15 protein-coding genes are annotated in these 21,049 nt (G+C 44.6%); 8 read left to right on the forward strand and 7 right to left on the reverse strand.

Annotated features, from left to right (window positions below; all coding sequences use genetic code 11):
- The first annotated feature begins 4 nt into the window (after nucleotides 1–4).
- Nucleotides 5–502 (forward strand): hypothetical protein, encoded by a 498-nt coding sequence (locus tag BMX56_RS22045; RefSeq protein WP_090651843.1) that lies wholly within the window; start codon nucleotides 5–7, stop codon nucleotides 500–502.
- 16 nt (nucleotides 503–518) lie between these two features.
- On the opposite strand, the gene BMX56_RS22050 is transcribed toward BMX56_RS22045, so the two are convergent.
- Nucleotides 519–2,147: a DUF6377 domain-containing protein gene (locus tag BMX56_RS22050; protein WP_090651844.1), complete on the reverse strand. Its 1,629-nt coding sequence runs from the start codon at nucleotides 2,145–2,147 to the stop codon at nucleotides 519–521.
- Between the two features lie 162 nt (nucleotides 2,148–2,309).
- On the opposite strand from BMX56_RS22050, the gene BMX56_RS22055 reads away from it, so the two are divergent.
- Nucleotides 2,310–3,161, forward strand: coding sequence for a helix-turn-helix domain-containing protein (locus BMX56_RS22055; protein ID WP_090651845.1), 852 nt, complete (start codon nucleotides 2,310–2,312; stop codon nucleotides 3,159–3,161).
- Nucleotides 3,162–3,237: 76 nt separating this feature from the next.
- Nucleotides 3,238–3,948: an SIP domain-containing protein gene (locus tag BMX56_RS22060; RefSeq protein ID WP_090651846.1), complete on the forward strand. Its 711-nt coding sequence runs from the start codon at nucleotides 3,238–3,240 to the stop codon at nucleotides 3,946–3,948.
- Here BMX56_RS22060 and BMX56_RS22065 read toward each other — a convergent pair.
- The gene (locus BMX56_RS22065) at nucleotides 3,923–5,422 is read right to left on the reverse strand and encodes a MocR-like pyridoxine biosynthesis transcription factor PdxR (RefSeq protein ID WP_090651847.1); all 1,500 of its coding nucleotides are present in this window, start codon (nucleotides 5,420–5,422) and stop codon (nucleotides 3,923–3,925) included. The genes BMX56_RS22060 and BMX56_RS22065 overlap by 26 nt on opposite strands.
- An 82-nt stretch (nucleotides 5,423–5,504) precedes the next feature.
- On the opposite strand from BMX56_RS22065, the gene BMX56_RS22070 reads away from it, so the two are divergent.
- Together BMX56_RS22070 and BMX56_RS22075 are read left to right on the forward strand one after the other, a co-directional pair.
- Entirely contained in the window at nucleotides 5,505–5,951 is a 447-nt protein-coding gene (locus BMX56_RS22070; protein WP_090651848.1) for a DoxX family membrane protein, read from the forward strand.
- 7 nt (nucleotides 5,952–5,958) lie between these two features.
- Nucleotides 5,959–6,954 carry an EamA family transporter gene (locus BMX56_RS22075; RefSeq protein ID WP_090651849.1) on the forward strand — a complete coding sequence of 332 codons (996 nt, stop codon included), beginning with the start codon at nucleotides 5,959–5,961 and terminating at the stop codon, nucleotides 6,952–6,954.
- A gap of 189 nt (nucleotides 6,955–7,143) precedes the next feature.
- Here the strand turns inward: BMX56_RS22075 and BMX56_RS22080 are convergent, their stop codons facing one another.
- The 4 genes from BMX56_RS22080 to BMX56_RS22095 all read right to left on the reverse strand — a co-directional run bounded on the left by BMX56_RS22080 (nucleotide 7,144) and on the right by BMX56_RS22095 (nucleotide 11,502).
- Nucleotides 7,144–7,935 carry a (Fe-S)-binding protein gene (locus BMX56_RS22080; RefSeq protein ID WP_090651850.1) on the reverse strand — a complete coding sequence of 264 codons (792 nt, stop codon included), beginning with the start codon at nucleotides 7,933–7,935 and terminating at the stop codon, nucleotides 7,144–7,146.
- 9 nt (nucleotides 7,936–7,944) lie between these two features.
- Nucleotides 7,945–8,391 (reverse strand): DUF2750 domain-containing protein, encoded by a 447-nt coding sequence (locus BMX56_RS22085; RefSeq protein ID WP_090651851.1) that lies wholly within the window; start codon nucleotides 8,389–8,391, stop codon nucleotides 7,945–7,947.
- A gap of 24 nt (nucleotides 8,392–8,415) precedes the next feature.
- On the reverse strand, nucleotides 8,416–9,717 hold the full coding sequence (locus BMX56_RS22090) for a 4Fe-4S dicluster domain-containing protein (protein WP_090651852.1): 1,302 nt from the start codon (nucleotides 9,715–9,717) through the stop codon (nucleotides 8,416–8,418).
- Nucleotides 9,718–9,780: 63 nt separating this feature from the next.
- Nucleotides 9,781–11,502 (reverse strand): M28 family peptidase, encoded by a 1,722-nt coding sequence (locus BMX56_RS22095; protein WP_090651853.1) that lies wholly within the window; start codon nucleotides 11,500–11,502, stop codon nucleotides 9,781–9,783.
- A 39-nt stretch (nucleotides 11,503–11,541) separates the two neighbouring features.
- On the opposite strand from BMX56_RS22095, the gene BMX56_RS22100 reads away from it, so the two are divergent.
- From BMX56_RS22100 to BMX56_RS22110, 3 genes are all read left to right on the forward strand, one after another.
- Nucleotides 11,542–12,870: a universal stress protein gene (locus BMX56_RS22100; RefSeq protein WP_143065505.1), complete on the forward strand. Its 1,329-nt coding sequence runs from the start codon at nucleotides 11,542–11,544 to the stop codon at nucleotides 12,868–12,870.
- A 150-nt stretch (nucleotides 12,871–13,020) separates the two neighbouring features.
- Nucleotides 13,021–15,555: a cation-translocating P-type ATPase gene (locus BMX56_RS22105; RefSeq protein ID WP_090651855.1), complete on the forward strand. Its 2,535-nt coding sequence runs from the start codon at nucleotides 13,021–13,023 to the stop codon at nucleotides 15,553–15,555.
- 288 nt (nucleotides 15,556–15,843) lie between these two features.
- Entirely contained in the window at nucleotides 15,844–19,998 is a 4,155-nt protein-coding gene (locus BMX56_RS22110) for a hybrid sensor histidine kinase/response regulator (protein ID WP_090651856.1), read from the forward strand.
- Nucleotides 19,999–20,374: 376 nt separating this feature from the next.
- Here BMX56_RS22110 and BMX56_RS22115 read toward each other — a convergent pair whose 3' ends face one another.
- Nucleotides 20,375–20,773, reverse strand: coding sequence for a response regulator (locus tag BMX56_RS22115; protein ID WP_090651857.1), 399 nt, complete (start codon nucleotides 20,771–20,773; stop codon nucleotides 20,375–20,377).
- Between the last annotated feature and the right edge of the window lie 276 nt (nucleotides 20,774–21,049).

Consider the following 21,049-nt stretch of genomic DNA (forward strand, 5'->3'; position numbering starts at 1 on the left):
TATAATGAAAATGCTTATCAATTTGACCTTTTTCCTCTTGTTAACCTCTGCGGGCTGTTTTGCACAATCAAAACAAGAGGTCGACAAATTATTGGCTGATATTTATAAAACAGGCAACTCAAAAAATATAATTACCAATGCTTCGGCAAAAAAGTTAAAAGCTTATGGAAGCAAATTGCTGCCCACCATAACAACCTATTTTGGCGACACCTCCACCACCGGTATTCGTTCCGATTGCCAGGACAGATTTTTAAATAAGGGAGAGGTAGCGATTATTATGGCCGACCATATAGAGCCGATGCATTATTATACAGTAACAGGTATCCAGAATTGCATAGTTGAATATTGTAAAGGCAATCCCAACCTTATAGAATATTATTTATGGGCTATAAAACGTGATGGGGTATTGTTATTTCAAAAACGCTATACTATCTGGCTAAGCAGTGCCGACAGGCAAACGTGGCCGCCTTATACTTATAATAAGAAGAGAAATAAAGTTTGAATTTAACAGCTTAAAACTACACCGCCTCTATCGCCATGATATGATCTTCAAACTCATCATTAGCGATAAATGATTTGTTTTTGATACGATTTTTGTAGGAGTAAATGGTATTTACCGAGTAGCCCAGGAGTTTGGCAATCCGGTCGTTATCGTGGATGCCCATGCGGATAAGGGCAAAAATGCGGTGCTCGGTGCTCAACAACTGCCCGTCGGCAATGGCAATTTTATCGTCTTTGTTAAACAGGGCTTCAAACTTTTCAATAAAATCGGGGAAAAGGGAAAGGAAAACCTTGTCGAAAGTATGGAACAACTGGTGCCGCTCGTTCTCCAGGTTCAGGCTTTTAATTGCTGCCTGGGCATCTTCGTAGCGTTTGCTGCTCAATTTTTTATCCAGCGATTTCTGAAAGCTCTCCAGCTTATCAATGTAGATGGAATTGATATTGAAGTAATAGCCAATGTATTCATTCTTGATTTTATTGGCCGTACTTAGATTTCGATTTAATGCTTCCAATGCAACGTTGCTTTCCTGTAACGATACATTGGCCTCCTTGATGAGGTTATCGGCAATGCGTAGTTTTTTAAGCTGGCGGAATATGATGAATGCAAACATCACCACAAAAAGCACCAACACTGTAATGATAGAAGCGTAAATAATCAGCGACTTGCGTTGCTGCTCAACCGTACTGATGCGCTGCGCCTCGATAATGGGCAATATACTGCTGATGGCAACCTGCCGGTGGCGTGCCCCATAAAAGGTGGCATCGTCCATAGCTTGTTTGATATAGACGAAGGCGCTGTTCAGGTCGCCTTTTTTATACAGGAAATCGGCCAGCTTATAAATGGCGACTGTTTCTTTAGTGGCCGACTGCAAGTCGGCAATGGCCGCCTGGATCAGTAATTGGGTCGATTTGTCCTGCTCGCCGAGCACTTCATAAATGTAACTTAAAGAGCAGGCGCTTATGGCAAACTGGTTGGGCGTTAAGTTTTTTAACTTAAGCAGGGCGGTATAATCTTTTACGGCACCGGTATTATCGGCCTTGCGTAAGGCTTGCAGCCCCCTTAATGCATAATAGTTGTAGGTTCCGGGCGAGGCTAATGAAAGGGCCGAATCGATAAACTGAATGCCTTTGGGATTATACATAGCCGAGTAATCAACATTCCGGTCAAAATCGGATAAGTCGAAATAGCTGCGTGCTTTCAGGAAGTAATACTCCACCTTATCATCGGTTGATAGGTATTGCAGGCTGATGCTGTTGAGGGTTTCCAGCGTCTCTTTAAACATGCCCGATGAAATGAGCGTAAAGCCCAGTTCCATTTTAGCAAAAGCCATACGGTTAGGGTCGTTTAGTTTGGCGGCGGTTTCCTGTAGCTTTTTGGCGTAGTTATAGGCTGAATCGTAGCTGAAGTTTTTATACTCGTTATATAACTGCTGGTAAATATTATATTTTTTATCCAGATCATTGGCCTGGCTTAGCTGTTTGCCCAGCTCATCAATGTGGTTTGTTTTCTGCTTTACGTATACATCCTTATCGGCCAGTACCGCGTTAAGCTTGGTGAGTAACGAATCGGTAGCAACTGACTGTGCATAGGCCGGCCGGCTTATCGAAACAAATAAGAAAAATAAAAGATATAAGCCTGGCCTCATTTAAAGTAAAGGAAGTAATTGGATGTTCACCACTAAAGATAGGCAAACATATTAAAATATGGCGTATGGTTTTTGGTAAGCGGTGTATTTCGGCTACGCCCACAATTTTTCCACTCCGTCCATACATCCAATCGCAATAAGCCCTAACTTGCCGTCCTGAACATGAAAGACATTCCAGTACATCTTTTAAAGGAACGTGCCTCATCGGGCCTGGAGATTAATCGCTTTTTTAAGGGCGATAAACCCAAAGCCGATGAACCCCTGGGTGCTCACCGCGATGATCATTATATATTTTTTGTTATCGAAGGGGGATGGGGATCGCTGATGGTAGACTTCAACGAGATCGTGATACAGGAATCCTGTCTTTACTATGTTTTACCTGGGCAGGTGCACCATCGCATCCAAAACGAAGGCGCTTATGGATGGTTCATAGCGGTGGATACCATGCTGATACCGCCCGATTATCGTAATGTGTTTGAAAATCAATTACTGTTGCAGCAGCCTTATACCTTAAACGACGTGCAAAAACGCCAGTGCCAAAGCTTGCTCAACCTTTTATTTGAGCGGTACAGGGAAGACGAGCAGGCTGTTTTTAATTTATCTGTTGTGCATTCGCTGCTGCAATCGTTCCTTGGGATAGCTGCCGGGTGTTTTAGTCAAACGGGTAAACCGGGTATGCTGATGTCGCGCCCGGTACAGTTGGCGCAGGATTTTAAGAAACTGCTGGTTGAGCATGTACGAACGCTCAAAAGCCCGTCGGCTTATGCGGCTAAGCTAAATGTATCTGAAACGTACCTGAATGAGGCTTTAAAAAAAGCTACGGGACTGTCGGTAAGTTACTGGATTCAACAGGAAGTTATTTTGGAGGCTAAACGTTTGCTGTATTATAGCCAGTTGAATGTTAAAGAAATTGCGCACGCGCTGGGGTATGAAGACCATGCCTATTTCTCGCGCCTGTTTAAAAAAGCAGAAGGTGTAACGCCACTCGCCTTCAAAGCCGATTACCGCAAATAGTCCAATCATTACCGCAGGTATGCCATTTCATTGGGCATAGATAAGCCTTTTCTTTGTGATAATAATTCTACATCACATGGAAACATCCACTCTACAGAAATTAAAACAAAAAACCGACAAGCTATTTGAAGGCCGCCTGCAAGCAGGTAATGTTTTGGAAGTAAGGTATTGGGAGCCCTGCACTTTAATTGAGGTTGACCTGCACCTGCCACAAATAGATATGACCGGCTGGACCGAAATTCCTTATATTAAATTTAAGGTAGATAATCTTACTTTCAGGGATTACACGCCATCGGGCTGGGATGCCGAAACCCAAACCTGCACCATTTATGTTGATGCCGCTCATAACGGCCCAGGCAGCAATTGGGCACGATTGTTAAAAAAGGGCGATAAGGTAAATTATCTTAAAACGGGTACTACTAACCAAAGCCCTGTGGCTACATCGGCAATAGTTGCCCTTGGCGACGAAAGCAGCATGGGGCATTTACTGGCCCTGCAAAAAATGGTGCTGCCCCATACCCGGTTTTCGGGCGGTATTGTAATTGGCAACGAGCATCACCGTAAATTATTCCAGGAATACTTTTGGACGCCGCTTGAGCCAATAGCCCGCCGCGATGTTTATGGCCATCACAGCCTTATTGAATGGGTGCTTGATCAGCGTTATAGTTTAGAGAACACCGTGTTTTATTTAGCCGGTAATAATACCATGGTAGCCCAGTTGCGTAAACTACTCAAAGGGCAGGGGTATCCATCGGCACAAATTAAACTTCAGGGCTTTTGGGACTGAGCTTTTTAAATACGCCGGCCAGTATTTTTACGGCCGTTTCCAGTTCCTTAGGGTTGAGGGATGCAAAACCTATCCTGACATAGGGATGATTGACGGTGTTATGGTAAAAATAATCGCGGCCGTTATTAATGGTGAGGCCCATAGCCGATGCTCTTTCTGCTACGTCGGCAGGGCTAATGCCATCGGCATACTTAACCCAAACCGCAAAGCCGCCATCTGGAATTTTAAAGCTTAGCCAGCTGCCAAGATGCTCTTTCAGCAGGGCGCAAAGGATATCGCGCCTTTCATGGTACAATTTATTGGCCTTTTTAAGGTGACGGCCTATATCGCCATTTTTAAGCAGGTTGGCTATGGCCTCTTCCAGCAGGTGCTCGCCCTGGCGGTCAATCATTTTACGCAGCCTGGTGGCCTGCACAACCAGGTTGGCCGGTGCAACCATAAACCCAATGCGAATGCCGGGCGCTATAGTTTTACAAAATGATCCTACGTATATCACGCTGCCATAGTAATCGGCACTGGCCAGGGGCAGTATGGGGCTGCTGGCATAATGAAAGTCGTAATCATAATCGTCCTCAATAATGGCAAAGCGGTATTTGCGGGCCAGTTCCAGCAGGCGCATTCTCCTGTCGGCACTTAGGGTAACCGTAGTAGGGCGGTGGTGATGGGGGATAACGTATACCAGTTTTACTTTCTTCTGTTCGCATATCTCTTCTACTGCGTTTAAATCAATACCATGCTCGTCAACCGGTACCAGTTTTAATTTGGCCCCGGTTTGTTCAAATACTTCGTTGGCGCCCGGATATCCGGGGTCCGCGGCAATTACAACATCATTTTTGCTTAGCAGGATCTGGGCTGCCAGGTAAATGGCCATTTGAGCGCCCTTGGTAATCAGGATATCATCGGCGCTAACCTGCAGGCCACGGGTTTCGCCCAGGAAACGGGCCAGCTCGGTACGCAGGTTTGCCGAACCTTGCTCGGGGCCGTAGGTTAAATACTTTTGAGTGAAATGGTAGTTGGCAAACCTGCGGTACTCCCGTACCAGTAATTCAACCGGGGCTACGCGGGTATCGGGGAAGCCATCGTCAAATGTTAGCAACCGGGGCTTATCATCGTTAAATAAGCCGGGGTAGGGTACTTTCTCGGCAACATCAAAATGGGTTTTTAAGGGATAAGCATTTTGTTTTACTGTGTTGTTGATTGGCCGGGGCGATACATCGGGCAGGTTTTTGGCTACAAAAAATCCTTTACGCGCGTAAACATCTACCCAGCTTTGGGCATACAACTCGTCATAGGCAGCCACAACTGTTTTTCGGTGAACTTTTAAAGCGGCGGCAAGCAGCCTGCTGCTGGGCAGGGGTGATGCCGGTTTTAATGTACCTTGCCTGATGTGCCCGATAATGCTATTGGTTATCTGCAGATAAACCGCTACCTGTGCATTCTTATCAATGCTGATTAATCCTATGCTGAATTTCATACTGGACTATCTTATTTGTATTTTCTGGACTATAAAGATAGGCCAACTGTTGCATAATTTTATACCAGTTAATAGAAAAGATATGCAACTCATTAAAAATTATGCCATCCCGTCTGTCGCTTTGCGTGGTGCTTTGGCTACCAGCTACCTGTGGGAGGTGGCAGATCGCCTTGGTTTTTTTGGCGCCCATGGGCAACCCCATGTAGGCTGGGGCGATTGGCAGCACTTTATGGATTATGCCCGGCAGGTAATGGGCTTTTTGCCTTCGGGAATTATCCCAACACTGGCTGTGATAGCAACCATTGGCGAGGCCGGCATAGGTTTGTTATTACTTGCGGGTTTGTTTACCCGTACGGCAGCATCACTTAGCTGCCTGCTTAGCCTGGCGTTTGCTTTGGCCATGGCTGTATCCGGCGGTATCGAGTCGCCGGTAGGTTATTCGGTTTTTACCGTAAGCGCGGCAAGCCTGCTGCTGGCCACACTGCCCGATTATAAATGGAGCATCGATTCAATCATCAACAAAAACTAAAACTATCATGACAACAGTTAAACAACAAAAAGCACCTGCGCTATTGGTAATCATAGCATTCGCTACGGTTTATATTGTTTGGGGCTCTACATACTTTTTCATAGGGATGGCAGTACACGGTTTCCCGGCTATGCTGATGGGGGCGCTCAGGTATACTATCGCCGGACTGCTTATGCTGGGCTGGTGCGCTTACAGGGGCGATAAAATATTGGTGAAACGGGATATCATCAATTCGGCTGTTAGCGGTATGCTGATGTTGTTTGCAGCCACCGGCATGGTAATTTGGGTTGAGCAAACTTTGCCCAGCGCCATGGTAGCCATTACAGTATCGGCCAGCCCCATTTGGTTTGTGGTGCTGGACAGGCCAAACTGGCGTGTTAACTTCAAAAGCAAATCGACCATTATCGGGCTAATTGTGGGCTTTGCCGGTGTTGTGCTGCTATTTGGCGAACAGGTAGCCAAAGCCCTTGCCGATAAACATCATACAACCACTTTTTTGGGCGTAGCCCTTTTGATTTTGGGGCCGATAGTATGGTCGGCCGGTTCATTGTATTCCAAACACAACGCAAACAGCGGCCCGGCAAGGTTAAATACAGCCTGGCAAATGATTATTGCCGGTTTGGCTTTTATCCCCGCAGGCATGCTGCATCATGAATTTGATGGCTTTAGTTTGACGCAGGTACCTGCTTCATCATGGATGGCTATCGCCTACCTCGTTATATTTGGATCTATTGGGGCATTTAGCGCTTACATTTGGCTGTTGCAGGTAAGGCCGGCTACGCAGGTAAGCACACACTCCTATGTAAACCCGGTTATCGCGGTGCTTTTGGGTGTATCGTTTGCCGGCGAGCAGGTATCTGTTTTACAGGTTGTTGGTTTGGTTATTATCCTCATCAGCGTACTGCTTATTAACCTGGTTAAGTACCGTAAAGTTACTTCCGAAAAGAAAGTAGTGCCTATGCCGGGTTTAAAAACAGCTGAATTGCTGGTGAAGGCTTGTTGAAGGATGGTCGCTTCGCTTGTCACCGGTCATTTCGCTGCGCTGTCATTAGTCATTGGTAGATTTATTAAAAAAATTAAAACAATCGTTGCCAATCAAACTTGGCCATAAATGACCAATGACCAATGACCAATGACCAATGACCAATGACCAATGACCAATGACCAATGACCAATGACCAATGACCAATGACTATAAACCATTTGCCCTTACCGTTATTTCGGCAATATCCAACACCTGTATCTCGTCCTGTTTATCCTGTAGCTTAACACCATCGGTAAGCATGGTCATACAAAAGGGGCAGCCGGCAGCTACAATATTGGCTTTGGCTTCAATTACATCCTGCATGCGTTCAAGGTTGATGTCTTTTTTACCTGGTTCGGGTTCTTTAAACATCTGCGCGCCGCCCGCGCCGCAGCATAAACCATTACTTTTGCAGCGTTTCATTTCAACCAGTTCGGCATCCAGTATTTCCAATGCGGCACGCGGGGCCTCATAAACATTATTTGCCCGGCCTAAGTAACAAGGGTCATGAAAAGTGATCTTTTTACCTTTAAAGCTTTCGCCTCCCTCGGCTTTCAGCTTACCTTCATCAATTAATTGTTGTATCAGCTGGCTATGGTGTATTACATCATAATTACCACCCAAACCCGGATATTCGTTCCTGATGGTGTTAAAACAGTGCGGACAGCCGGTTACTATTTTTTTAATATTATAGGCATTAAGCACTTCAATATTGGTCATGGCTTGCATCTGGAACAAAAACTCGTTACCGGCCCGTTTGGCAGGGTCGCCGGTGCAGCTTTCTTCGGTACCCAAAACGGCATAGCTGATGCCTACATGATGCAATATTTTACATATATCGCGGGTTATTTTTTGCGCCCGCTCGTCAAAACTACCTGCACAGCCAACCCAGAACAATATTTCGGGTTCAATGCCGTCGGCGGCCATTTGGGCCATAGTGGGTATTTTGAAATTTGTCATAAATCCTGATTATAAGTCGTCGGGCAACTCGTTTATATTGGCTATAAAATCATTTACGCCGCTGTAGTTTTTAAATACAATTGCCGTGTTGTTGGCATTTAGCTGGTTAAGAATATCGAGCGCCACATTTAAAGCGGGGCTTTCTTTTCCAAACATTTTGGCGTCCCAGTTAATACCGGCCAGTACGTCGTTTTCATCCATTTCTACACACCAGCTCTCTAAAAATTCGGCTATCAGAATTTCAACCGGTAAGTAGCCTTTCCAGTCATCACGTGCGCAGGCTTTGGCCAAAGCCCTATCCGACCAAAATGGAATCACGCTAATACCTTCATCGTCGCTTGAATGTGAATTGGCCCATCCTGTTTTACTTTTTAATCCCCATACCGATTTGGCTGCGGCTGCCCTTTCAATAAATGTATTATATTTCAGTTCGATGATTGCGATATCCTGCAGCATGTGTGTATTTAATAAAGCCTGTAATTAATCATTATTTGCCCAGTTCAACCTATCGGCCTGGCTGTATTTCCAGGGGGCCCCGTTATTTTCAACATTGCTAAACATATTGTTCAGGCTTGCCGGTGCCTGTGATTCTTCCATTACCACATAGCGGCGCATTTCCACAATGATCTCAAGTGGATTGATATTTACCGGGCAGGCCTCGGCACAGGCATTGCAGGTAGTACAGGCCCAAAGTTCTTCGCGGGCGATATAATTATCCAGCAGCGATTTGCCATCGTCATGATCCTTGCCGTGTTTATCCAGGTTGTTGCCCACTTCGGTAAGCCTGTCGCGGGTATCCATCATAATTTTACGCGGCGATAGCAGTTTGCCGGTAATATTTGCCGGGCATACTGATGTACACCTGCCGCACTCGGTACAGGTATAGGCCTCCATCAGGTTTTTCCAGGTAAGATCAGTTACATCCTTCGCGCCAAACCTTGCAGGCTCGCCGGTATTTTCCGGAACGAAAGCAGGATCGAGCATGGCCTTAACCTCGTTGGTAACCGATGCCATGTTCGTGAACTTTCCTTTGGTGTTCAGGTTTGAATAATACACATTGGGAAAAGCCAACAGGATGTGAAAATGCTTGGAGTAGGGCAGGTAATTTAAAAACGCAAGGATACCTATGATATGAAACCACCAGCAGCCTCTTTCCAGCATCACCAATGACGCTGCGCTATCGGGCAATATCGGTGCTATAAGCGAGCTTACCGGGAAACTGCCTGCTTTTACATAATGTTCAAAATGTAATAGCTGCAATTTATAGTCGGCCGCGTTCATGGTTAAAAACGCGGTCATGAGCAGTATCTCGATACAAAGGATATAGTTGGCATCTGATTTTGGCCATTGGGTCATCTCGGTGCCCGAGAAACGTTTAAGATGAATGATGTTACGCCGGCTCAGGAAAACAATACAGGCAACAAGTACCAATACCGCCAGCACCTCAAAACCGCCTATCAGCAGGCTATACAAGCCGCCCAGCGGGCCCGAAAAAATACGGTGCGAACCGAAGATGCCGTCTATCATAATCTCCAGCACTTCCAGGTTAATGATGACGAAGCCCACATAGATAAAAAAATGCATTATGGCAGCTACCGGGCGCTTAACCATTTTGGTTTGGCCAAGCGCTACTTTGGCCATTATTTTCCAGCGGGTTGCCGGCTCGTCGCTGCGGTCAACATCCTTGCCCAATAATATATTGCGCCTTATTTTGCCTGCGTTTTTGGCAAACAGGTAAACGGCGGCTCCTAAAATGATGATAAATATAGCCTGTGCAATCATTATGCGTGCATAGTATTTTTATTCAAAGTTAGCTGAATTGTTGAAACGGCAAAATGTTACTTGTTATTTAAGATCGGCATCAATTTCTAAATTTAAATCCATCACTGCCTGCTTTGCTTTCGCTATCCTGTTATTTATTGGCCCGGTGCTGCCATCAACGTTAATGTCGGTCATTTTGCTCAAGGCATCGGTATACCATTTTGCCCATACATCAATTTTATGTTTTTCGGCATCGGCAGGTAATCCTTCTTTAATAGCCTGCGCGCTTAAAGCATATTCGTCATTTAGCCTGTCGGTCGCGTTTTTTTGCAGCTCGCCAATTAGCATTAACGTAGTTGGTTCATCTGCCGCGGTTAGTGTGTATGCTGTCGCTAACGCGCTTATACCCACATTTTTCATTTCCTGTGCCGAAACCATATTTAACCGGTCGGCATCAGTATGGTAAAATACATCGGTAAAATGCCACATTAATAAACCGGGAATTTTGGCCTGCAAAAATGGGGTATGATCGCTGCCGCCTTCAAAAGGATTGCTTTTTACTACCCAGCCATTATCCCGGCCTTGCTGCATACAGCGGTTAAGCGTTAAATCATTAAAATAATGCGGAAATAAATCTGATTCCTGCAGGGCCCGGCCGCCCCACTCGGTATGTTTATCTTTACCGCGGGTCCAGATAGCCGATGGGTCGGGCATTTTTTCAATCAGGAAACTGCCGCCGGTTTTGTTTACATCCTCGCCCACCATATCCAGGCTCAATCCCCATTTAATGCCTTTTGCCCGCAGGGTATCTGCGGTTATATACCTGCCTGTCGACACAATTTCATCGCCCCATAAAAACGTGATGGTACGCTTAGGGCTGAACTTTTTCTGGGTGATTAGTGTTGCGGTTACCCTTGCCATTTCGGCCAGGGTGCCTACGCCTGTGGCATTATCATTGGCGCCCGGCTCCTGTACGTGGGCGCTAAACACAAAACGCTCATCGGGTTTAACCGAGCCGCGGGCATTAGCTATAATGGTGAGCTCTCTTGAGGGATATATTTTGGCTTCCACATCAACATGTACTTTAACCGGGCCTTTTTGTAATGCCGCTTTAAGTCTTTCTTTAGCTGCATATGACAGCAGGATCCCAAATTTCTGACTCAATGAATCCTGGTACCTGATGCCGCCAAACTGGATAGAATTTACATTTTTTTCGGGCTGCGTATAGGCCGGCATACTATAACCGATTGCGCCGATTGCACCGTTTTTTACCGCAGATGAGTAAAACATGCCCACATTAGCCTCGGCAAAAACAATTTTACCTTTTATTTTTTTACTGTCAATATTTTTCAGATCGGCCCTGTCCACAAAAATAACTTCAGCAGTAATACCACCAGGCGGGGTACTTGCCGAATAAATAGCCAGCATGTTGCGGTTGTTAGTAAAGGTAAGTAAGGGCTTTTGCTCTCCCTCGATAGTTACCATGGCGTTTACAGGCTCCCATGCGGGGCGTTGCATTTCGCGGGTTTCAATGCGATAGGTTAAGGGGCCATCAGCCTCACCTGTTGCTTCTTTTTTATAGCCGGCCTGCTGTAACGTTTTCTCCACTTCATATATGCTCTCGTTAAAACCCTTATTGCCCGGGAGCCTCCAGCGTTTTTCAACAAATGCTACCGTTTTATAAGCATTGGCCTCAATAAATGTGTTTCGCAGAAGTGGATAATAACTATCAATAGTATTTGAACTTTGGGCGTTTGCCACTGCGGCAGATAGTGCAAGCAATGTTATTAGTAACGGTTTAATCATAAGGGCAAGTTAGCGATTGGCGGGTATAACGCAAAATAGGTGGAGGTTGAAATGTTTTTTGTAGAGGTGCATCACCTGCCTATCCCATATGCAATCGAATCCGTGTTCACAAGCAAATTTGATTTGAACGCTGGTCACGACTCACCCCGGCCGACGCTGCGTTGGCCGACCCTCCTCTCTCCGGCTGAAGCCGCAAAGAGGGTAACCCCATTTTTTCTCTTTCCGGGCCCCTCTATGCGACGCAGCCACGTCGGGGTGAGTCGACTCGCCGACATGCGCTGTACAACATTTTCCCTTCCGAGTTCGCAGATTTACAACTCGCAAGGCGCTAAGAAACTAAGCGATTTGATTGTTTTTTGTGCTTTAGCGCGAAAAAAACAACCTCAACATAAATCTCATCCCAAGTCTTTTTACAGCATTCATAAAGTGATGAAAATCAGATTTGTTAATGACCTGCATTACAAGTTGCGCTTTTATTTAAGCTTATTTTTACTTAATAATTCAGGCGATATGAATAACATCCTCGTGCTTACCGATTTTTCTGAAAATGCAAACCACGCAGCCAAAGCAGCCCCGCCGCTTGCCGCGAAATTGCACAGCGACATAATCATTTTTAATTCCTACTACAACCATCCGGTAATACCAGCTTATGCCGGTGGTCCCTTAGCTGTTGATGAGCTTGTTTTTCGGAAGAAAGACAGTACCTCCGGGCTTCATCAGCTTGCCAGGCAATTGGGCCATTTGCACAACGGGCAGGCTAAAGAAGAATTTAAGCCCCAGATTCACACGCAATGTGGCGAAGGCCCGTTAGGAAACAATCTGGCGGCAATTATCAACGGGAAAAAAACAGCGTTTATAGTAATGGGCGGCAGTTTAAACAGCCCGGTTAATCATCTTTTTTTTGGTAGCGATACTATGGATGTAGTTGACCATGCATCGTGCCCGGTTGTAATTATTCCCCAAGAAGCCACATTGGAAAAGCTAAAGAAGATCACTTTGGCAACCGCATTTGAACCGTTTGATAATTTTGCCATCACCTACCTGGCCAATCTGAGCAAGAAACTGGATTTTGAGCTGGAAATTGTACATATATCGGTGTTTGAAAAATATGAGGATCCTGACAAGGAAAAAGCTTTGTTAAGGCATATCAAAAAGCTCGAAGATTCGGGTATAGTTTATAAACAGATACGCGGGAAAGATGTAATTGAAAGGCTGAATCATCTTTGTAAGGAGAATGGGTCAGATATGCTGGCACTGGTTCATTATGAGCATGGTTTTCTTTCCGGTATTTTCAAGAAATCTACAACCGAAAAAGCGCTTGGCCATCAGCACATCCCACTGATGATAATTCCGGCAGATATTCAATAAGTAGTGCCTGGCAAATCATGTAATGAAGTACGGTCCTTAGTCGACAGTTTTAAGCCAAAAAGAATAGATTTGACTCAAAGCTTACTACTATTAACTTAACAGTAGTTTGTTTGACGATTGTTTTACTAATGCCGATTCAAAAGCCCACAAATGAAATTAAATAATCCGGATATAAAAGGACTAAGCGGCAAGGAGATTATAGAGGCACGGAAAAAATATGGCGTCAATAGCCTTACCTATAAAAAAGAAAACGGTTTTATTGATGCCCTAAAAAGTATTGCAAAGGAGCCAATGGTTATTTTACTATTGGTTACGGCGGCTATTTATTTTATCAGCGGTAAAAATGGCGACGGCTTTTTCCTGGCATCGGCCGTTATACTGGTATCGGGCATTTCGCTATACCAGGATTCGAGGAGCCGAAATGCCCTTGATAAGCTTAAAGATTACTCGCAGCCAACCTGTAAGGTTATAAGAGACGATGTTATAGTAGAAATAAAAAGCGAAGACCTGGTTATTGGCGATTGTTTGATTGTTGAAGAGGGCACCTCTGTATCGGCTGATGGCATAATTATACAATCAAATGATTTTTCGGTAAATGAAAGCATCCTTACCGGCGAATCGCTGCCGGTTTATAAAGATAAATCGTCGACAGATAATACAATTTTGCGAGGTACTACGGTGGCTGGTGGGCTGGCCATAGCAAGGGTAACTGCTATTGGTAATAAAACCCGCCTGGGCGCTATTGGCAAAAGCCTGGAAGCAATTAATGAAGAGAAGACCCCGCTCGAAATTCAGATTAATAATTTTGTAAAAAAAATGGTGATTGCAGGCGCCATTGTTTTCGTTATAGTATGGGCCATTAACTACACGCATTCACGCAACCTTACTGATAGCCTGATCAAGGCGCTTACCCTGGCCATGAGCATCCTGCCCGAAGAGATACCTGTCGCCTTTACCTCGTTTATGGCCTTAGGTGCCTGGCGGCTGATGAAAATGGGCATAGTAGTTAAACAAATGAAAACTGTTGAAACGTTGGGCAGCGCATCTGTTATATGCACCGATAAAACCGGTACCATTACCGAAAATAAAATGAGCCTGGCTAAAGTTTTCGCACTCAAATCGGGCAAGGTTACTGATGCAGGGGGCGCGTACGATGAAGCCGAACGGGCGCTCATCAGGCTGGCGATGTGGGCCAGCGAGCCTGTACCCTTTGATCCGATGGAAATTGCCTTGCATGAGGCGTATGCAAAAAACACCGCAGCCGATGAAAGGCCCCAATATAAAATGGTTCATGAATATCCGCTGAGTGGCAAGCCGCCCATGATGACCCATTTGTTTGAAAACGACAATAAGGAACGGATCATAGCGGCCAAAGGCGCGCCCGAGGCGATAATGAAGATAGCCGGACTGGCTGAAACCGAACGACAGCAGTTGCAAACTACTATTGATACACTTGCATCTGAAGGCTATCGTATCCTGGCGGTGGCAGAGGCCCATTTTGCCGGAAACGATTTTCCTGCTACGCAACAGGAGTTTGAATTTGGATTTAAAGGTTTGGTGGCTTTTTATGATCCGCCTAAAAAAAACATAAAAGCGGTACTTGAAACCTTTTATAAAGCAGGTATAACGGTGAAGATTGTAACCGGAGATAATGCCGCCACCACTGCAGCCATTGCCCGGCAAATAGATTTTAAGGGTGCCGATAAATGCATCAGCGGCGACGAACTGATGGACCTGGATAGCGAGCAGCTTGAGCATTCTGTTCAAAAGCTAAACATTTTTACCCGGATGTATCCTGATGCAAAGCTCAGGATTATTAACGCATTAAAATCGCAGCGCGAGATAGTAGCGATGACAGGAGATGGCGTAAACGATGGCCCTGCACTTAAAGCCGCGCACATTGGTATAGCCATGGGCAAAAAGGGAACTGAAATTGCCAGGCAGGCCGCGTCGCTCATATTGCTGGAAGATGATTTATCAAAAATGACAGATGCGGTGGCCATGGGCCGCAGGATTTATACTAACCTTAAAAAAGCAATACAGTATATCATCTCAATCCACATACCCATTATACTAACAGTGTTTATCCCCCTGGCGCTCGGCTGGATATATCCTAACATATTTTCGCCTGTCCATATTATTTTTTTAGAACTGATTATGGGGCCTACCTGTTCAATCATCTACGAAAATGAACCCATGGAAAAAAACACTATGCTGCAGAAACCGCGTCCGTTTACTAATACTTTCTTTAATTGGAAGGAGTTGGCCACCAGCGTTGTGCAGGGGCTAATGATAACCGCCGGAACTTTAGCTACCTATCAATGGGCTATAAAAGCCGGGTTAAATGAGCAGCAAACCCGAACCATGGTTTTTAACTGTCTTATAGCTGCCAATATATTACTCACGCTGGTAAACCGCTCTTTTTATTATTCGCTTTTTACAACTATAAAGTATAAAAATAATTTGGTGTTGCTGATAATAGGCATAACCATAATTATCACAGGCTTATTGCTTTACATAAAGCCTTTATCCATTTTCTTTGGGTTTGCATCTTTGAATTTATATCAACTGGCAATTAGCTTTGGAATCGGATTTTTATCGGTTATCTGGTATGAAATTATTAAGTGGAAAAAGCGGTGCAAAAAGCCAATTCAAATAATAAATCCTCCTCATAACGCATCATGAGCAAATGCGAAATACAGAATGCGAATGCACCCGAAAACAAAGTCTGCAAAAATTATTTTTTTTAGCAGTAGCCAACATCGACGGTATAACCGGCATGTGATTAAGCCGGTTTATCAGGTCAAAAAATACTCCTTGCTTTGGGCTTGCTGTTATGCCGATCATTGATTTTTACTGGCTTGTCGGGTAAATGTGCCCGGTTTATAGCATGAAACTTGTGGCAAAAAAAATACGTAAAAGTAGTTTCGGCACTGCACAAAATCAAAGTGTACGAACCTAATTACACTATTCGTGGTTACAGCCAAACAGATTATTCATTTATGGATTTGCGCCTTTTTAATTACAGGTGTGCCGCTGGCTTGTTTTGCGCAAAACCAAAGCCTGAAGTTTGACCACATCGGCACCGCCGAAGGGTTATCGCAGGTTGACGTGAGCAGCATTATCCAGGATAGCCGCGGGTTTATGTGGATTGGAACCGGGAATGGTCTTAACCGGTACGATGGTTATAAATTCATCAATTACCGTTTCGACCTGGCTAACAATAGTTCGCTAAGCAATAACGTTATCAGTGACCTGGCAGAAGATAAATCCGGAAATATATGGATAGCCACTAAAGGTGGATTGAATAAGTTTGACAGGGCATCCGGACGCTTTATCAGGTACCTGCATAATGACCATGCCCCGGCGAGTTTGGCTACTGATGTGGTTAACCGGCTAAGCTTTGATAGCGCCGGCAATTTGTGGGTAGCAACCCAAAACGGTGGTCTTGATTACCTCGACGTACATTCAAATAAGTTCAGGCATTACACACATTCCGACGTGGATAGTAATAGCCTGAGCAATAACAATGTATATACAGTTTTTACCGACTCGCACCACAACCTTTGGGTAGGAACGGCTGGCGGGTTAAACCTTTACCGGCCGGCAAGTAATAACTTTTCAAGATTTAAATATTCAAATACTGATGCAGGCACCTCAGGCGATCATATCTTCTGCATCTATGAAGATAGAACCGGCAACTTGTACCTTGGTACTATATCCGAAGGGGTTTTTGTATTTAACCCCGCAAAACATACCCTTAGGCATATAAAAAATAAAGATAGCCTGGGCAATAGCACTTCGATTAACACGGTCAATAGCCTGGGCCAGGATGATAACGGCAATATTTGGATAGGGGCCGAGCATGGTGGGCTTAGTTTGCTGGATGCTTCCGGTAATCTTTATAACTACCAGCATGACGATATTGACAATAACAGTATAAACGGTATCTCCATTAATGCCATCTGTAAAGATAAAAACGGCAATATGTGGCTGGGCGCTTTTGGTGGCGGAATAAATCTTTATAAAAAGGCAACTTCGAGCTTTGCACTTTATCATCACAATTCTTCACCATTAAGCCTCTCGAGCAATTTTGTGCTTGACTTGTTCGAAGATCGTGATAAAAATATATGGGTAGGTACCGATGGCGGCGGTCTTGACCTGTTTAACCGGTCAACCGGATCTTTCAGGCATTATAAACAGCCTCCGGCCGGTAAAAACGGTATTACCGGCAATTATGTGCTAACTACAACCCAACACCCCGATGGAAACCTATGGATTGGCACCTGGGGCGATGGATTCAGTATATTTAATCCCAAAACGGGCATATTCAAAAATTTTAAAGTAACCCCCGCTAAACCGGATGGGCCAGGCGGAAATAACATTTACGCCATACTACATACCAAAGATCAAAACACATGGCTGGGGACATTTAATGACGGGCTTGATTTTTATGACCGTAAAACCGGTAAGTTTAAACATTTCAGGTACGATGCGCATAACCCGCAAAGCATCAGCAGCAACCGCATTTATGATTTGTGCGAAGACCGTGACGGCAACTTATGGATTGGCACATATGATAACGGCCTTGATATGTTAGATAATAAAACAGGCGTTTTTACCCATTTCAGGCACCATGATGGCCAAAACAGCCTGAGCGGTAACACGGTCACGGATGTTTTTTTAGATAGCAAGGGTAAATTATGGCTTTGCACTATTAGCGGCCTTAATTTGTTTGACCCGGTTACTAAGCATTTTACGGTTTTTACCAAAAAAGATGGCCTGGCCAGCGATATTATTTATGCAATAAAAGAGGACGGCGCCGGTAATTTTTGGGTAAGTACCAATAACGGCATATCGATGTACAACCCGGTTGCCCGGTTGTTTAAAAATTATACTACCGAAGATGGCTTGCAGGGCGATGACTTTAAACCGCATTCGGCTTTAAAGACAAACAGTGGCGAGATTTTTTTCGGGGGTATCAACGGCTTTAATGCTTTTTACCCGGCACGGATAGCCCGGCCTGCACCATTTTCGCCGGTGGTAGTAACGTCATTGCTTATTTTTAATAAACCAATAAACACCGTAATAGGCGCTGATGATCCAAACGCGCCGAAGCAGGATATAGCTGATACCAGGAGTATTACCCTATCCTACCGGCAATCTGATATCTCGATGGAATATGCTGCCCTCGACTTTGCTTCTGCCGACAGGAAAAAATACGCCTTTATCCTGCAGAATTATGATACCCAGTGGAGTGAAGTCGGGAGCAGGAATACTGCCTCCTACACCAACCTGCCCGCCGGCGAATACTATTTTAAAATAAAGTACCAGAATAGCGCCGGGCAATGGTCGCCGGTGGCAACCGCACTTAAAATTACTATTGTACCGCCATTTTGGTTAACATGGTGGTTTAAATTGTTTGCCGTTATGTTTTTGGCTTCCGCCATTTACGGGCTTTTCAGGTACCGGTTAAGATCTATTAAACTACGGCAACTGGTGTTGGAGCGGCAGGTACAGGAACGTACCGAGCTGTTGGCCAAAATGACGATTGATGAGCATAAAGCACGCATGGAGGCCGAGCAGGCTAACGCTGCTAAAAGCCTTTTTATGGCTACCATGAGTCACGAAATACGCACTCCCATGAACGGTGTAGTAGGCATGGCCATGCTTTTATCTGGTACGCAACTTACCCCCGAGCAGGAAGAGTATACCGAAACCATTAAAAATTGTGGCGATGCGCTGTTATCCGTAATTAACGATATTCTGGATTTTTCGAAAATAGAATCCGGGAAAATGGAGCTGGATGAAAACGATTTCGACCTGAGGAACTGTATTGAGGGTACCCTGGATGTATTTGCAGGCGGTGCGCTTAAACCCAACCTTGAGTTGCTTTACCAGATTGCACCCGATGTTCCGGCTATTGTTTTTGGCGACGAACTGCGCCTGCGGCAAGTACTGCTAAACCTGGTGAGCAATGCCGTTAAGTTTACCGTACAGGGCGAGATTGTTATTAATGTAAGTATGCTGCCCGGGCACAACCAGGATTTTGCTTTATCGTTTAGCGTGCGCGATACCGGGATTGGAATACCAGCCGAAAAATTAGACAAGCTTTTTCAGGCTTTTTCGCAGGTCGACTCGGGTACAACCCGCAAATACGGTGGGAGCGGGCTGGGCCTTACCATTAGCAAACGGCTGATTGAATTGATGGGCGGCGAAATTAAAGTTGAAAGCGAATTTGGGAAAGGTACTACTTTTTGCTTCCATATTAAATCGGCAAAAGGGCATCAAAGCGGTATGGCCGAACATATGGAAAGCCACACCAGCTTGCAAGGAAAAAATATATTGATTGTTGATGATAATGAAGCAAGCCGCGGGGTATTGCAGGCGCAACTTGCACAATGGGAATTTGCTGCAACGGCGATAGCGTCGGGGAGCGAAGCCCTGGAAATATTGGCTGTGAATGATAAGATTGACCTGGTGTTGGCCGATTTTAATATGCCCGAAATGGATGGCTTTCAGATGGCAAGGCATATACGGGCCAGCTACCCCGCTGTGCGCGTGATTTTGCTTGGGCCTGCAAGTCACGAGCAAAATAAAAAAGAACCTGGTCTTTTTAACGCCGTAATAGCCAAACCTGTTAAATATCATGTGCTCTATAGCGCTATTATTAGCCAGTTAAAAAAGGTTGATGTGGCCCACGAACCCCATGTGCGCGGAAACCTGTTCACTGAAGAATTTGCCAGACAATATCCTATAGATATCCTGATAGCAGAAGATAACCTGATTAATCAGAAATTGGCCATGCGGGTCCTCACAAAAATGGGTTATGTGCCTGATGTGGCACCAAATGGGCTGGCAGCTTTGGATTCGCTTACCCGCAAAAAATATGGGCTGATTTTTATGGACGTTCAGATGCCCGAGATGGATGGGCTGGAGGCCACCAGGCGAATCAGGCTGGGAAATGTTCATCAACCTGTTATAGTGGCAATGACGGCCAATGCCATGCCCGAAGACCGTGGGGCATGCCTTGCCGCCGGCATGGATGATTACCTGAGTAAACCTATAAAAGTGGATGAGATACTATCGGCGATAGAAAAATGGTGGAAAAAAACACAGGATTATTAGGGTTAAGTTGAGCGGAGTGAATAAATAACGTGTTCTGATGATGAAAGTGCTTACGCCGCTCTGGTCAAACGCATCTAAATAGTTGACGGCGATAAGCTGTTAATTAATAATAGCTAAGGGAATAAGCTTATTGCGCGGGGAAGATATAAGCACCAAAAGCTACCTTGTTTTTATTGCCTGATACTGGTTAAATCATCCAGGTACCAAAGGGACTTGTATTGGCCAATAACAGACACAAATATTGGATGCGCCTAAATTTCGTGATTAGTTTAGTGTTAACCATGTTAAAATATAAAGCATTGATTATTAAATATTTATAAAAAAATATTTTTGAAATATGTTAAGTTATGTTAACCCAATTAGATGCGTTGCTGTGTTACGCTGCGGAGTACCTTAAATAGGTATCGTTTAAAGTTTGTTTACTAAAAGGTTTTGAAACAAAGGATTTGACGAACGGATAATTTTTTGATCTTGAAAAGTCCCTGGGATCAATTGACGATGATACGATGTACACATCAACCGTTTTGTTAAACAGTGGAATTAACTCCTTAAAATGTTTCAGAAATTCCCATCCGTTAAAATCGGGCATATGAAGATCTAAAAATATCAAATCGGGAAGCTTATCGTTAAAACTGCTGTTTTCTCTAAGCGATTCAATTTGCACCCGGGCATCCGAGCTATGTGAAACATGTTGAAAGAGGTTGCCGGAGTCAATCATCCGCTGTAAAATCAGGTGTTCAATAGGGTTATCATCAATTATCAAAAGCCGGCACATAATCTTTTCGTTTAGCAGTTGGTATGCAATTTAGGTGCCAATTATTTTTACTGGTCATTGTCGCTTCGCTTGTCATTGGTCATTCGCTTCGCTGTCATTGGTCATTGTCGCTTCGCTTGTCATTGGTGTTTGTTTTAATTGAAAATAATTAAAACAAACACGGTGTTTGAAAATTCTTAAACAACTCACAACTCACAACTCACAACTCACAACTCACAACTCACAACTCACAACTCACAACTCACAACTCACAACTCACAACTCACAACTCACAAC

It is taken from the genome of Mucilaginibacter sp. OK283 (assembly GCF_900110415.1).
Classification (GTDB): Bacteria; Bacteroidota; Bacteroidia; order Sphingobacteriales; family Sphingobacteriaceae; genus Mucilaginibacter.

Excerpts from the sequence above, each read along its gene's own strand:
- BMX56_RS22070 (WP_090651848.1), top strand. The coding sequence starts at position 5,505 with ATGCAACTCATTAAAAATTATGCCATCCCGTCTGTCGCTTTGCGTGGT.
- BMX56_RS22080 (WP_090651850.1), bottom strand. The coding sequence starts at position 7,935 with ATGACAAATTTCAAAATACCCACTATGGCCCAAATGGCCGCCGACGGC.
- BMX56_RS22045 (WP_090651843.1), top strand. The coding sequence starts at position 5 with ATGAAAATGCTTATCAATTTGACCTTTTTCCTCTTGTTAACCTCTGCG.
- BMX56_RS22085 (WP_090651851.1), bottom strand. The coding sequence starts at position 8,391 with ATGCTGCAGGATATCGCAATCATCGAACTGAAATATAATACATTTATT.
- BMX56_RS22095 (WP_090651853.1), bottom strand. The coding sequence starts at position 11,502 with ATGATTAAACCGTTACTAATAACATTGCTTGCACTATCTGCCGCAGTG.
- BMX56_RS22055 (WP_090651845.1), top strand. The coding sequence starts at position 2,310 with ATGAAAGACATTCCAGTACATCTTTTAAAGGAACGTGCCTCATCGGGC.
- BMX56_RS22050 (WP_090651844.1), bottom strand. The coding sequence starts at position 2,147 with ATGAGGCCAGGCTTATATCTTTTATTTTTCTTATTTGTTTCGATAAGC.
- BMX56_RS22060 (WP_090651846.1), top strand. The coding sequence starts at position 3,238 with ATGGAAACATCCACTCTACAGAAATTAAAACAAAAAACCGACAAGCTA.
- BMX56_RS22065 (WP_090651847.1), bottom strand. The coding sequence starts at position 5,422 with ATGAAATTCAGCATAGGATTAATCAGCATTGATAAGAATGCACAGGTA.
- BMX56_RS22075 (WP_090651849.1), top strand. The coding sequence starts at position 5,959 with ATGACAACAGTTAAACAACAAAAAGCACCTGCGCTATTGGTAATCATA.
- BMX56_RS22115 (WP_090651857.1), bottom strand. The coding sequence starts at position 20,773 with ATGTGCCGGCTTTTGATAATTGATGATAACCCTATTGAACACCTGATT.
- BMX56_RS22090 (WP_090651852.1), bottom strand. The coding sequence starts at position 9,717 with ATGATTGCACAGGCTATATTTATCATCATTTTAGGAGCCGCCGTTTAC.
- BMX56_RS22105 (WP_090651855.1), top strand. The coding sequence starts at position 13,021 with ATGAAATTAAATAATCCGGATATAAAAGGACTAAGCGGCAAGGAGATT.